Consider the following 13,441-nt stretch of genomic DNA (forward strand, 5'->3'; position numbering starts at 1 on the left):
TTCGTGAAACGACAACGTTTGCCGAACCGCCCGTCCCCTCCCTCGCCGGACGGGTGGATCGCTGATACTCCAACATGTCACTCGATTGGGCCCTCGAACGATCTCTGCAATCGGCCGTCTCATCCGTGAGGACGCTGCTGCAACGGTTCTAGACGATATCGGCATCATGAGCGTCATCTCGATCGTTGCATTTCCGTCAGCAGTTCTCGCCCTCGGCCAAGAGGTACACAAGACTCAAAGCTATGCAGTTCGGAAAGTGGGACAGGCTCGCAAAGACGAGACTCTCCGCAATCAAGAGCTCGAAGAGGCGGAGCACCAGGCAATGGGCGAGTTAAGGCGGCTCCTGTCGTATCTACGGACGGACCATGACGACCTCGACCATGATCCCCACCCTGGCATCGGCAGCATCCAGAACCTCACCGAACGAGAACGAGAAGTCCTGGTTGAACTCGCTCATGGCCTTGCAAACTCCGAGATCGCGGACCAGCTCTTCGTAAGCGAAACCACCATTAAGACACACGTCTCGCATCTGCTCACGAAACTCGAGTTACGCGACCGCGTCCAAGCCGTCGTCTTCGCCTACGAACGTGGGTTGATGCGCCCAAAACCGTAGGGTCCCGCGGCCGAGGTTCCACGGGAAGGTTTTCGCACAAGACACCGTTTGTGTTTGACTCTGCCCTAACGTCATGCCGTATTGTCCGAGCGGATGACAGCAACTTCACCCGACTCAACCCACCGAACGACCGACGAATCCCCACCGCGGCCGACGACGGTACGGCACAAAACCGATACCTTCTTTCAGTACAACGGCGATTTCTATACGACGGAGAAAGCATGACATCTACAATCTTGGAACGCTCGGGTACCGCGGCGCGCATCGTTGACGGCGTGAAGATCTATGGTGAAGGAGACACCGAAATCCGAGCGCTTGACGGTGTCAGCGTCGAGTTCGAAACCGGCAAGTTCACCGCAATTATGGGACCCTCCGGCTCCGGAAAATCGACACTTCTGCATGCCCTGGCGGGTCTCGACACGATCGATGGCGGGCAAGTTTTCATCGGCGAGACCGATATTGGCACGCTCAAAGACAAAGCTCTCACTCACCTTCGGCGCGACAGTGTTGGGTTCATCTTCCAGGCGTACAACCTGATCCCGACCCTCAGCGCAAAGGAGAACATCCTTCTTCCACTGTCGATCGCCGGAAAACGGCCAGACAACGCCTGGTTCGACAAGGTGATCGAGGCGGTTGGGCTTGAGGATCGGCTATCCCACCGCCCGAACGAGTTGTCTGGAGGCCAAATGCAGCGGGTTGCGGCGGCTCGAGCCCTTGTTAGCAAACCTGACATCATTTTTGCCGACGAGCCCTCCGGCAACCTTGACTCGGTATCGAGCGCTGAGTTGCTGTCCTTTATGCGTAAGGCGGTGCGCGAGTTCGGGCAGACCATTGTGATGGTGACCCACGATGCGACCGCAGCTGCCTACGCCGATCGAGTCGTATTCCTCGACGACGGCAAGGTCGTCGGCACAATGGAGGATCCGACGGCAGACGACATCTACGACAGACTCAAAGAGCTGGGCAACTAGAGCATGTATAGAGCCGCGCTAAAGAGCGTTCTCGCACACAAGGTCCGTCTGCTCCTCACCGGCGTCGCGATCGTTTTGGGAGTGGCGTTTGTCTCGGGCACATTCGTGTTCACAGACTCGATAAAGGGCCAATTTGATGGACTGTTCGATGACATTTACCAAGGAATCGACGTTGCCATCGCCGCGGAAGGCACCGGCGTCGGACACGAAGACGCGCCATTCGACGAGTCGATCCTTGAAACAGTCTTGGACGTCGACGGTGTCGAAACCGCTGTCGGCGGAGTAGCTGGCTTCGCTGCGATCATCTCAACCGATTCAGATGGTGACCAGACCGTTGTCCGTAATGGCCAAGCCCCGACACTGGGTTTTGCATGGTCGACCGTCAGTAGGCTGTCGCCACTGTCCATAAAGGACGGAAACGGCCGGCCGCCCACGGGTCCCGGCGACGTAGCGGTTGACGTCGGTACAGCTAACAAAGAGGGCTACACGCTCGGCGACACGATCACGATCCAAGCTAACGGACCGGCAGAAGAGTTCACCCTTGTGGGGCTTCTCAGCTTTGGGGACCAGGACACACTGCTCGGTGCCACACTCACTGCCTTCGAGACGAAAGAGGCGCAGCGGATCTTTGACATGGAGGGGCAGTTCAACTCGATCGGTGTCGCCGCTGACTCGACGGCAACATCTGAAGAACTCACGCGGGCAATCAACGACGCGCTCCCGGACGGCGTCGTCGCCATCACAGGAAGAGCGCAGGCCGCTTCGGAACTCACCGAAATCAACGACGCTCTAGGAATCATCAACACCGCACTGCTGGCGTTCGCCGGCGTGGCCGTATTCGTGGGCTCCTTCATCATCCAAAATACGTTCCGCATCATCGTCACCCAACGTACTCGCGAACTTGCTTTGTTGCGTGCGATCGGCGCAACCGGTCGACAAGTCGTTGTCATGGTTGTCATTGAGGCGCTCATCGTTGCGGTCGTTGCATCCGCGATCGGCATCGTCGCTGGCATCGGTCTCGCCAGCGGCATACGTTCGCTGATGGCAGCCGCTGGCCTCGCGCTCGGTGAAGGCAGCCTCATCGTCCTTTCGCGCACAATCATCGTTGGCATGACGGTCGGAGTTGCCGTAACACTGCTAGCAGCCGTCCTGCCGGCGCGTAAAGCCGCCAAGGTTTCGCCTGTAGCCGCAATGCGCGGCGAAACACGAACCTCCAAAGGCAGCTTGCGAAGGCGATCCATAGCCGGTCTCGCGGTACTAGGCCTCGGGCTAGTGCTGTTGTCCATCGGCTTGTTCGGCTCGGCGGGCAATGCACTTGTGAACGTCGGATTTGGTGCGCTCATCATGTTTATCGGTGTTTCGATTCTCGCGCCGCTAGCCGCTAGGCCGATAGCGAACGTGCTGGGCGCGCCGTTGCCGAAACTGTTCGGGATCACGGGAACCCTCGCAAAAGAGAACACCAAACGAGCGCCTCGACGCACCGCATCTACCGCTTCGGCCTTAATGATCGGGATCGCACTGGTTGCGTTTGTGACAATTTTTGCCGCGACGACGAAGGCTTCGATCGCCGAATTGGTCGGGGACCTATTCCCCGCCGACTTTACGATTCAGTCGACGCAGACAGGGAACGACCCGAACATACCAATGACGTTCTCTTCGGACCTGGTCGCCGAAGTGAGCGCTCTCGAGGTGGTCGAGGTCGCAGGAGGGTTGCAAATCGGCAATGCGCTCATCGACGGAGACTCCGTGATCATCACCGGTGTCGACCCGGCAAAGGCGAACTCGCTCATGACGCTGGATCCACTGCCAGGGGCACTTGAAAGCCTGACCCTCAACACAATCATCGTGAGCACTAGCTCCATGGACAGCCGGGGATGGTCGGTCGGCGAAAACGTCTTGTTGACCACACCGATTATCGAGGACATCTCACTTACCGTCACTGGAACGTTTGAACGCGACGACCTCGGGGATTACCTGATCTCATCGGAATCATTCGAGGAGTACTATGAGACATCGGGAGATGCGTTTGTGATGGTGAAGCTGGCACCTGGCGTTTCGGATGACGACGGGCGCACGGCGATTTCAGTCGTGACCGACAAATACCCGACGACCAAACTCCAGGACAAGTCTGAGTTGATTTCGGAGGCCGAGAGCCAGATCGATACGGCGCTGGTGCTGTTCCAGGCGCTGCTCGGGCTGGCAATCATCATTGCGGTGCTCGGCATCACAAACACACTGGCTCTCTCGATCATCGAACGAACCCGCGAGATCGGGCTGCTTCGTGCGGTCGGTATGGACCGCCGCAACGTGCGCCGCATGATCCGATGGGAGTCAGTAATCGTTTCACTGTTCGGTGCAACTCTCGGCGTCGGCATGGGAATCTTCTTCGGCTGGGCAATGGCTCGGGCACTCGAAGACGAAGGACTCGGTAAGTTCACCCTCCCGATTGGATCGCTGCTGGCATATGTCGTGATCGCTGGAATAGCCGGCATCATTGCGGCGGCCTGGCCAGCCCGTAAGGCGGCGAACCTCAACATCCTAGAGGCCATTGCGTACGAGTAGCCAACAAGTCACGGGCGGGCCTACCGGGGCCCGCCGACGATGACCAGTAACGTGGCCCGATGACTCAGCGTGCTACGCCGACCCTGGTCCTCATCCACGGTGCTGCCAGCACCCACCGGGCGTGGGATTTCGTCAGGGATGGTCTCGTCAGTTTCTCCGTCGAAGCCGTTGACTTACCGGCCACATGACTGGAAACGGATCCAGTTGCGCCACGATCACCTCCTATGCAGACGCCCTGGGGGACAAGCTTCCCGCCGGACGAATCGTGCTCATCGAACATTCCATGGGAGGGCTCATCGCGTCAGAGCTAACCGCCGAACTCGACAACGTAATTGGGATCGTCACGATAGGCACGGGCGCACACATGGCTGTCAACAGCGAACTGCTCAGCTCCGCCAAGGAAAAGGCTGCATTGGCCATGGCGCCAATCCGAAAATGGTCGCTGAGTCGGGACGCATCGGAGGACTACAAGACTCGACTTCACGATTCGACATCACCCGAAGCGGTGGAATCGATCTTCAATGACCTCACGGCGTGCGAGGCGTACGTCGATGCGAGCACACGTCTTGCAGACTTCGATCGGCCCGCGCTGATCACAATCGGGGACGAGGACCGCATGGTCCCCCGCTCGCAAGCCGAGACCCTCGCAGCGGCCTCAGACTCTGCCCGGTTGGTGGTCATCGAAAATGCCGGCCACACTCCCCAAATAACGCAACCCGAGACGGTCGTCGCGATCATCGCGGACTTTGCGGCGGCCCTGTCTGCAACATCGACACATCCGACGTAACACCGCCCTATCGTTAGCACATCAAACCCCAAGGCGGTAGCGATGGGCACCCACGACGCTCTTCCCGACGATCGGAACGACAACGTGGAGATCTACATCAACGGCGAGTTCTTCCACCGGGCGGAAGCAAAGATATCCGTCTTCGATTCTGGATACCTCGTCGGGGATGGGATTTGGGAGGGCCTGCGCCTTCACCGCGGCGTATTCGTGTTCCTTGCAGACCATTTGGACCGACTGTTTGCAGGGCTCAAGACGGTGGCCATTGACCCTGAGATGTCGAGAAAGGACCTTGTAGCAGCCCTCTACGCAACGGTCGATCACAACGGCATGCGCGACAATGTCCACGTCCGAATGATGATTACCCGCGGAACAAAGAAGACTCCGGCACAACACCCGGATCTCACCGTGTCGGGGCCAAACGTCGTCATCATCGCCGAGCACAAGATCGCTGACTCGGCCGTGACGGAAAGAGGCATATCACTGTTCACAACGACGATTCGACGTCCACCGCCGGACGTGCTCGATCAGAAGTTGAACAGCCATTCGAAACTCCACGAGGTGATCGCTTTGATACAAGCGACACACGCGGGTGCTGACGAAGCCCTCATGCTCGACCCGCACGGGGCGGTGGCAACCTGCAACGCGACCAACTTCTTCATCGTCAAAGACGGCACGCTCCTCACCTCAACCGGTCAATACAGCCTCAACGGCATCACACGCTCGAAGGTGCTCAAGGTTGCCTCCGAAGCAGAAATCCCGGTTTATGAACGCGACTTTTCTCTCGTTGACGTGTACTCGGCGGACGAAGCGTTCGTCACCGGCACCTTCGGTGGCCTCACGCCCGTGCACACGGTTGACGGCCGCGCGATTGGGACAGGCAGCCGGGAAATGACGCTGCAACTGCGAGAGCTGTACGACGAGGAGGTCCAGCGCGACGTTGACGCCGGTTTGCGATGAGAATCTCAATGTGGTCAGGTCCGCGCAACATCTCGACCGCAATCATGTACTCGTTTCGACAACGTTCCGACATGGAGGTGTTCGACGAGCCGTTGTACGGCCACTATCTGGTTCACACCGGAATCGACCACCCCGGACGGCTTGAGACGATTGCGGACATGGAATGCGATGTCCGCAAGATTATCGACGACGTTCTCCTAGCCGACGGCGACACCAAGCATCGGTTCTACAAGAACATGGGCCATCACCTGGTCGGCGTTGATCTCAGCGTCCTCAATGGTATGACGAACATTCTGCTCACCCGCGACCCGCGCGAAATGCTTCCATCGCTATTCGAGGGATTCCCCGACGCAGACATTGACAGCACCGGGTTAGTGAATCAAGTTGGGCTCTTGGACATAATCCTTGAGCGCAACGAGGTCCCAATCGTGCTCGACAGCCGCCAAGTTCTCCTCAACCCGAAAGTGGTCCTCGGCGAGCTGTGTGACCGCCTGGAGATTCCATGGGAGGAAGCAATGTTGTCATGGGAGGCCGGACCGAAACCGGAAGACGGGTTGTGGGCTCGGCACTGGTACGCAAACGTGCACCGTTCAACAGGATTCGCCGAGTACCGCCCGAAGACCGAGCCTTTCCCGGACCACCTCCGCACGCTCCTCGAAAGGTGTACGCCGCTGTACGATCGCCTCAGAGAGTTCGCTATTCAGGCGTAACATCACATCGGCCCTTCGAGTCCCCAGTCGTCGGCGTGGTCAACAAGCCATTCGCTGACTTCGCGGCATCGGTCGAGAATCTCACACATTTTCTCGGTGCCGTTCATCACGTTGAGTAACGACACCTGCACCTTCCCAACGATTGATAACCGTAGCTCTGGTCCGTCCGACAACGCCGCATACGACTCGAGGACAGACACTTCGATCGGCAAGTCGAGACCACCGATCCCAGCAAGCTCGGCCGCAATAACGACAAGATCCGGTTGCTGCTTCAACGGAGGCAACCCCCAATTGAAAAACAGCGGCAATCGAAACTCGCCCTCAGCGTCGAGGACGACGTCCTCTGACTCTGCAACGCGGTCTTCAAGGGCAAGCAACACGCGGGGTTCGACGTCGAACGCCATGCTCAGGTCGAGCGGGCCGTCGCAAGCGGACTCCGGGTGAACGTCAATCTCCCATGCCTGACGCAGAGAGAACGTCTCAAGAAAGTGCCGCTCGTCGTGGACATGGAACCCGTGTTCCACAGCATGGTCCTTGAGGTAGGTAATGAAGCCAGCTATGTCGATAGCCAAAATACGTCTCCATCGATGACATCAGTGCAACACAACGCTACACGGACTGCAAGTCGTCAAAATCGGCGACTTCGGCCGCCTAACATTCGAGCCTACCCAGCGAAGGACCGAAGCGCTGCAGAAAGCCACGAGACAAGAATGCCAACGCGGAGTTGGCAACGCCGTCGGCTGGCGTTCAGCAAATCGGATGTCGACAAAACGGCACGGTGACGACACCCGCCGATGGGCGTTGCGCGACAGCATCGCGACGTTTCGATACACAAATCGACAGGGGAATCTACTACCCAACAAAGGTGTTGGAGTGGCTGAATACCTCGAAAGGACCACCGATATGACAACCACACGGCCGAAAATCAAGACTCAGAAAACGTTCCGGCGGGTCCGTGCGGTCGCCGGCGGCGACACGATTGCAGACTCCACCAAGGTGCTCATGGTGTGGGAAAAAAAGTTCTACCCAACGTTCTTTTTCCCGATGGACGACGTGCGCCTAGATCTGATGACCGCGACAGACGAGGTGGACCACAGTCCGCGTAAGGGCGACGCCCAACTCTATGACTTGACGGTCGGCGAAGAGCTCCGCAAAGCAGCCGCCCGGGTGTACCACGAGTCGCCCGTTGAAGAACTCGTTGGCTATGTCGCGCTTCGCTGGGATGCAATGGATGCTTGGTACGAAGAGGACGAAGAGATGTTCGTCCACGCGCGCGACCCGTTCACACGTATCGACATCCTCCAGAGTTCTCGCAACATTCGGGTCGAAATCGACGGCGTCACCGTTGCTGACTCAAACATGCCGAAGGTGTTGCTTGAGACCGGGCTGCCACGGCGGTTCTATCTTCCGCAGACGGACGTCCGCATGGACTTGCTCACGCCAACAGATCTCCACACAGCGTGCCCGTACAAGGGTGTCGCGAACTATTGGAACGTTACGATCGACGGCAATGTCCACGAAAACGTTGTATGGGGTTACCCATTTCCGACGTTAGAGAGCGCAAAGATCGCCGGTTACGTAGCGTTCTGGGACGAAAAGCTTGACATCTACGTCGATGGCGTTCTCCAGGACAAACCGAAGACTGTCTTCTCCTAATCCACCTCGTGCATGTGTAGCGTCGGTTCTTGCGGTATCCCCCATGAACGGGCGCTACACGCGTCCGACGCACGGATTGTGCCACAATTTGGCCGCCGTGACGTTGACGTCGGATCAGGAATCGTTGTCGCTGAGAACCGCAAGGGTGATGGCAACCATGACGGCAGCAATAATCTGAAGCCCAATGAACACCGCGCCCGTTGCAGGCTCAACACCGACGGTACGAGTAAGCATCCTTGCAAACGTAACTGCGGGGTTGGCGAACCCTCCAGAACTCGCCGAAAACGCCATGGCGGCGATGAACGCTCCGGCCGCCGGCCCTACCAATCTGACATCGCCATGCTCGACGAGGGCGCCAATGATGAACACCAGCCCGAAGGTCGCAACAAGTTCGGCGAGACCAAACCCCGTGGGAGCGGAAGCCAGGACTTCACCGACCTCGCCCGAAACGTCAAACATCGTTTCGGCAATGACGACGCCGACAATCCCGCCAATGACCTGTGCAGCGATGTACGGCAGAACCGCGGCGCGCTCTAGATGTCCACGCAACCACAGCATCACGGTCACTGCGGGATTGAAATGAGCGCCCGAAATCGGGCCGAGCGCAATAATGAACGCGGCGAGCGTGAATCCGACGGCGAATCCGGCAGTAATCGGCGTACCTGCGATGTTGCCGCCAACAACGGCGACTAGCAGAAACCCTGTCCCTATCGCTTCGGCGAGTAGACGTGCTCGCATGGTGCCTCCCACCAATAGATCTGATTCACCCAACGGTAGAATGCTAGCTTCCAAGGCCTGCTGCAAGCCGCTGCCCGTCCCATGGATCGAAACCGCATGCCAAACCGAACTGTTCTCTTTGTCTGTGTGCACAACGCTGGGAGGAGTCAGATGGCAGCTGCGTTTCTGCGCTATCACAGTGCCGGTGCCATCACCGTCCTGTCTGCAGGTTCAGCACCGGCGGACACCATCAACCCCGTCGTCATCGAGGTGATGGCAGAACGAGGTCTCGGTCTTGAGACGGAGCAGCCCACGCTTCTTGACAACGAGGCCGTACAGGCTGCCGACGTCTGTATCAAAATGGGGTGCGGAGACGTGTGCACGGTCTACCCAGGGAAAACGTACCTCGATTGGGAACTCGACGATCCTTCCGACAGAGACATCGTCGCCGTGCGCGAAATCCGAGACGCTATTGAGAGTTTGGTACTCACATTGCTCGACGACATGACGGAAACGACATCCCGGCACCCCATCTATGACCTCAGCGACAAAATGCTCGACGATCTGACACGACTATTTCCGACAAATGCAACGTTTGCAGGTGTGAAGGGCAACGATCACCTGTGGGACGATCTCAGCCCGTCGGGGGTCGCTGCGACCAGCGAGGTCCTTGGACAATGGCTGGACCGCGTCGATGCACTGCCCCCAGGAAACGACCAGTGGGACGAGCTGGCGATTCTGGTCGCCAGGGACGCTCTCACCGTGCCAATCCAGGACATCGCGGGCGGGAGGCATCTCCGTGACCTCAACTCGGTTGCGTCGTCGTTTCAATCGTTCCGAGAAATATTCGACCACATGCCCAAGGATTCGGTTCAGGGTTGGCAGAACATAGAAAGCCGGTTGTCGAGCCTTGCGTCGGCCATTGGCGGGTATCAGGAAAGTCTCGACATCGGCCGAACGAACGGCACGGCAGTCGCCATTCGTCAGGTCGAATCGGTCATCAAGCAGGCGCGCGTCAGTGCCTCAGATGAATCGCCGACACTCGACGTTGCGCGAGAAGCTCGGGATAGCGAGTACGTCGACGCTGACCTCCTCACACACATCGAAGCCGGAACCAAGAGCGCAATTATCGCGTTCGGTGGCTTTGCGGATTGGCTCGACAGTGTGTACCTCCCAGATGCGGCTGCCGAGGACGCTGTAGGTTCGGAGCGCTACCTGAGCGAAACCCGCCGGTACCTGGGCGAGACTATCGATCTTGCAGAGACATACGACTGGGGTTGGCGCGAGGTTGATTTCCTGCGCGGACGTATGCAAGCCCTCGCACACGAAATCACCCCCGGCGGCGGAATTGACAACGCTCTCACGGCCCTCAAGACAGAGCGACAGTGGGGTATCGCACCCGACCACGCCACATTCGTCGCTGCCATGCAGGACCGCCTCGACATGGCCCTTAGGCGACTCGACAAGACCTACTTCGATGTGCCCAAGTCGATTCGCTCAGTTGACGTCAAGATCGCTGCCCCAGGCGGCGCTCTGGGTGCCTACTACGTCGGCCCTTCAGAAGACTTCACCCGCGCTGGATGCGTGTGGTGGTCGTTTGCGGGAGAGTCAAAGGTGCCGATGTGGGATGAAGTCACGACCGCATACCACGAAGGCTTCCCCGGCCACCATCTCCAAGTCGGGATGCAGGCGTCTTTCACACAGAGGTTGAGCCGCATCCACCGTCTCTGGACGTGGCTTCCCGGAATGGGAGAAGGGTGGGCTCTCTACGCCGAAACGTTGATGGATGAACTCGGGTACTTCGACACTGCGGGGATCGAGTTCGGGTATTTGGCTTCGCAAATGCTGCGCGCAGCACGTGTCGTCATTGACATCGGAATCCATCTGAAACTCGAGATACCGTCCAATCAGCCGCTTCACGGAGGTGAGGATTGGTCGTACGAGATTGCCGTGCAATACCTCGAGGAGTACGTGGGTTTGAGCCACGAGTATGCAGACAGCGAGGTCACCCGCTACTCAGGTTGGCCGGGTCAGGCGATTTCATACAAGGTCGGCGAACGCGCGATCCTCGACATGCGCAGACGACTTTCGGACGAGGCCGGCGGAAACTTCGATCTCAAGAGCTTCCACCAGCAGCTCCTGGAGATCGGGCCGGTCGGTATCGATACCGTCCGTACTCTCATGCTCGGCAATGACAAGCAGCAGTAGTGCAACGTACTTTCTCTGTCCGGTGTTGGAACCGGTAGCGGCGACCCAAGGCATCATCCATGACCCCAACTCGTGACACGCTTGCGTTATCGCTCGCTGTCGACCTCGACACAGGGTTCCCGCATCTCGTGAGGCTATATCAGCGCGAGCTGTTCAGCGGGGCTCGGTCGATGGTTGACAGCCATGCCGACGCTGAAGACGTCCTCCAGGACGTTTTCCTGAAGGCGTACAAGGCTCTGCAGGCGTGGGACCACGACCGCCGACGGGATCTGTCCATCCGGCCGTGGCTGTGGACTATCACGACAAACACCTGTCGCAATCGCGCCCGATCCAAGGGGCGTCGCCCGACTGAAGTCGAGCTACTTGTTGGAGTCCAGGACCCGGTCGAACACCCGGCTGAACCCGATGCGACGATCGAGGAATGGTATGTTCGGTTGCGCGAACTCACTCGACCGATGCGCAACGCGGTCGTGCTCCGGTACGTCGTAGGACTCCAGATCGGCGAAATCGCCAACATCGTCGGGCGCCCTGAGGGGACGGTCAAGACGGACATTCATCGCGGACTTAAGAAGCTGCGTTCGATACTCGAAGAGGTACCGGCATGAACGATTACATCACATCAAGTCTCGCAACCCTGCAGACCGACGCTCCGGATGAGGTCATCGAACGGGTGCTTGTAGGCACCGGCAGCCTCGACTACTTCACCGCCATCTCTTGGCGCCATGGAACTCTGTGGGTGTCCTGGAACGGGCACGGTGTTTCGTGTGTAGCCCCCGGACAGCATCCGGACGCCTTTTTCACAACCCACGATGCCAAAGTCGGACGCGAACGCCGATCTGCCAACAGCATGCCTCCCCGGCTGCTCGATATGATCGAGAACACCCTCGAAACCGGTGTGATTGGAGGACTTCCCATCGACCTGCGGGGTGTTGCTGAGTTCCAACAGGACGTGCTGATGTCAATCAGGGCTATCCCACCGGGTGAACTCAGGACGTACGCATGGGTAGCGCGTCAAATGGGGAAACCAAAAGCTGCGCGAGCTGTCGGCAATGCCCTCAACGCAAATCCCGTGCCCGTGTTGATTCCGTGTCATCGTGTCGGTCGGTCCGACGGGTCGGTGGGACAGTACGCGTTCGGTCCTGAAATGAAACGCCAGCTACTGCACGACGAAGGTCTCGACATCAGCCGCCTCGACAGCTACGTCGATCGAAACATTCGCTACCTCGGTTCAAAAAACTATGACGCGTACTGCTTCCCATCGTGCCGAACCGGGAAACGCATGCTCGACGTCAACAGGGTCGAGTTCAAGGATCGCTCGGCCGCCGAAGCCGCTGGATACCGCCCATGCAAGGTGTGTAAACCGTGACGACGCGTCGTCGTTAAGTACCTGCTCCCTAGACTGAGGACATGACCTCAGACCGGCTGATCGAAACCATTCGCCGGGCCGTTATCGGCGACAACGACGTTGTCGATGGCCCGTACGGACCTAGGCGGGTCACGTACGTTGACTACACGGCGTCGGGCCGTTCTCTGACCTTCATTGAGGACTACATACGCGAGGCGGTGCTCCCCCTCTACGCAAACACCCACACCGAGTCGTCTGGCACCGGTCTGCAAACCAGTCGATTCCGCGAAGAGTCGCGAGAGATAATTCGACGCTGCGTCTCGGCTGATGACAGCCACGCCGTCCTGTTCTGCGGATCTGGGGCCACGGCAGCCATCAACCACCTGGTTGCTGTCCTTGGTATCAGAATCCCAAGCCAACTGGACGATGCACACGAATTCTCACGCCAGCTGAGCAGCGAAGATCGCCCCGTTATTTTCATCGGCCCATACGAACACCACTCGAACGAGCTCCCGTGGCGTGAGTCAGTTGCAGACGTCGTGCGAATCGATGAGGACGAGGACGGTCACATCGACCTCGCCCACCTTGAACGTGAACTTGTGACGTACAAGAACCGAGCCATGAAGATCGGGTCCTTCTCGGCTGCCTCTAACGTGACTGGCATAATTTCGGATGTGCGAGCGGTTTCGATCCTGCTCCACAAACACGGAGCTCTTTCGTTCTGGGACTTCGCCGCCGCAGCCCCCTACGTGTCGATCGAAATGTCCCCGGTCGATGATTCGCCGGACGGCGCCCTCAACTACAAGGACGCCATCTTTATGTCGCCACACAAGTTTGTTGGAGGCCCGGGTACACCGGGAGTTCTTGTTGCCCGCAAGGCGCTGTTCGGCAACCGAGTGCCCGCGAACCCGGGGG

The 13,441-nt window shown here is 58.6% G+C and carries 13 protein-coding genes; 11 read left to right on the top strand and 2 right to left on the bottom strand.

The genetic code is table 11. The features are described 5' to 3' along the window. Nucleotides 1–166: 166 nt before the first annotated feature. From IIC71_14185 to IIC71_14210, 6 genes are all read left to right on the top strand, one after another. Complete coding sequence (locus tag IIC71_14185; GenBank protein ID MCH7670331.1) at nucleotides 167–613, top strand: response regulator transcription factor; 447 nt, start codon at nucleotides 167–169, stop codon at nucleotides 611–613. 221 nt (nucleotides 614–834) lie between these two features. Continuing rightward, on the top strand, nucleotides 835–1,584 hold the full coding sequence (locus IIC71_14190; protein MCH7670332.1) for an ABC transporter ATP-binding protein: 750 nt from the start codon (nucleotides 835–837) through the stop codon (nucleotides 1,582–1,584). Between the two features lie 3 nt (nucleotides 1,585–1,587). Further along, nucleotides 1,588–4,146: an ABC transporter permease gene (locus IIC71_14195; protein MCH7670333.1), complete on the top strand. Its 2,559-nt coding sequence runs from the start codon at nucleotides 1,588–1,590 to the stop codon at nucleotides 4,144–4,146. Nucleotides 4,147–4,330: 184 nt separating this feature from the next. Next, nucleotides 4,331–4,933 (top strand): alpha/beta hydrolase, encoded by a 603-nt coding sequence (locus tag IIC71_14200; protein MCH7670334.1) that lies wholly within the window; start codon nucleotides 4,331–4,333, stop codon nucleotides 4,931–4,933. A gap of 42 nt (nucleotides 4,934–4,975) precedes the next feature. Beyond that, nucleotides 4,976–5,890 carry an aminotransferase class IV gene (locus tag IIC71_14205; protein MCH7670335.1) on the top strand — a complete coding sequence of 305 codons (915 nt, stop codon included), beginning with the start codon at nucleotides 4,976–4,978 and terminating at the stop codon, nucleotides 5,888–5,890. Continuing rightward, entirely contained in the window at nucleotides 5,887–6,600 is a 714-nt protein-coding gene (locus IIC71_14210; GenBank protein ID MCH7670336.1) for a sulfotransferase family protein, read from the top strand. Before IIC71_14205 ends, IIC71_14210 begins: the two co-directional genes overlap by 4 nt. A gap of 2 nt (nucleotides 6,601–6,602) precedes the next feature. Here the strand turns inward: IIC71_14210 and IIC71_14215 are convergent, their stop codons facing one another. After that, entirely contained in the window at nucleotides 6,603–7,175 is a 573-nt protein-coding gene (locus tag IIC71_14215) for a hypothetical protein (protein ID MCH7670337.1), read from the bottom strand. A gap of 328 nt (nucleotides 7,176–7,503) precedes the next feature. Between IIC71_14215 and IIC71_14220 the strand changes: the two genes are divergently transcribed. After that, nucleotides 7,504–8,256 carry a DUF427 domain-containing protein gene (locus tag IIC71_14220; protein MCH7670338.1) on the top strand — a complete coding sequence of 251 codons (753 nt, stop codon included), beginning with the start codon at nucleotides 7,504–7,506 and terminating at the stop codon, nucleotides 8,254–8,256. A 114-nt stretch (nucleotides 8,257–8,370) separates the two neighbouring features. Here the strand turns inward: IIC71_14220 and IIC71_14225 are convergent, their stop codons facing one another. Further along, nucleotides 8,371–8,994, bottom strand: a complete 624-nt coding sequence (locus IIC71_14225) for an aquaporin (protein MCH7670339.1) — start codon at nucleotides 8,992–8,994, stop codon at nucleotides 8,371–8,373. Nucleotides 8,995–9,144: 150 nt separating this feature from the next. Here IIC71_14225 and IIC71_14230 point away from each other — a divergent pair, with 150 nt between their 5' ends. The 4 genes from IIC71_14230 to IIC71_14245 all read left to right on the top strand — a co-directional run. Beyond that, nucleotides 9,145–11,181, top strand: a complete 2,037-nt coding sequence (locus tag IIC71_14230; GenBank protein MCH7670340.1) for a DUF885 family protein — start codon at nucleotides 9,145–9,147, stop codon at nucleotides 11,179–11,181. A 59-nt stretch (nucleotides 11,182–11,240) separates the two neighbouring features. Continuing rightward, nucleotides 11,241–11,786: an RNA polymerase sigma factor gene (locus tag IIC71_14235; protein MCH7670341.1), complete on the top strand. Its 546-nt coding sequence runs from the start codon at nucleotides 11,241–11,243 to the stop codon at nucleotides 11,784–11,786. Then, a complete protein-coding gene (locus tag IIC71_14240) occupies nucleotides 11,783–12,547 on the top strand; it encodes a methylated-DNA--[protein]-cysteine S-methyltransferase (GenBank protein MCH7670342.1) in 765 nt (254 codons plus the stop codon). Before IIC71_14235 ends, IIC71_14240 begins: the two co-directional genes overlap by 4 nt. Before the next feature lie 41 nt (nucleotides 12,548–12,588). After that, a partial coding sequence (locus IIC71_14245) for an aminotransferase class V-fold PLP-dependent enzyme (protein MCH7670343.1) occupies nucleotides 12,589–13,441 on the top strand: 853 nt, incomplete at its 3' end.

The organism is Acidobacteriota bacterium, assembly GCA_022562055.1.
Taxonomy (GTDB): domain Bacteria; phylum Actinomycetota; class Acidimicrobiia; order Spongiisociales; family UBA5794; genus BMS3BBIN02.

Bases quoted from the DNA above. Each gene is read 5' to 3' on its own strand.
- IIC71_14235 (MCH7670341.1), top strand. From the start codon at position 11,241: ATGACCCCAACTCGTGACACGCTTGCGTTATCGCTCGCTGTCGACCTC.
- IIC71_14210 (MCH7670336.1), top strand. From the start codon at position 5,887: ATGAGAATCTCAATGTGGTCAGGTCCGCGCAACATCTCGACCGCAATC.
- IIC71_14200 (MCH7670334.1), top strand. From the start codon at position 4,331: ATGACTGGAAACGGATCCAGTTGCGCCACGATCACCTCCTATGCAGAC.
- IIC71_14205 (MCH7670335.1), top strand. From the start codon at position 4,976: ATGGGCACCCACGACGCTCTTCCCGACGATCGGAACGACAACGTGGAG.
- IIC71_14190 (MCH7670332.1), top strand. From the start codon at position 835: ATGACATCTACAATCTTGGAACGCTCGGGTACCGCGGCGCGCATCGTT.
- IIC71_14240 (MCH7670342.1), top strand. From the start codon at position 11,783: ATGAACGATTACATCACATCAAGTCTCGCAACCCTGCAGACCGACGCT.
- IIC71_14225 (MCH7670339.1), bottom strand. From the start codon at position 8,994: ATGCGAGCACGTCTACTCGCCGAAGCGATAGGGACAGGGTTTCTGCTA.
- IIC71_14230 (MCH7670340.1), top strand. From the start codon at position 9,145: ATGGCAGCTGCGTTTCTGCGCTATCACAGTGCCGGTGCCATCACCGTC.
- IIC71_14185 (MCH7670331.1), top strand. From the start codon at position 167: ATGAGCGTCATCTCGATCGTTGCATTTCCGTCAGCAGTTCTCGCCCTC.
- IIC71_14220 (MCH7670338.1), top strand. From the start codon at position 7,504: ATGACAACCACACGGCCGAAAATCAAGACTCAGAAAACGTTCCGGCGG.
- IIC71_14195 (MCH7670333.1), top strand. From the start codon at position 1,588: ATGTATAGAGCCGCGCTAAAGAGCGTTCTCGCACACAAGGTCCGTCTG.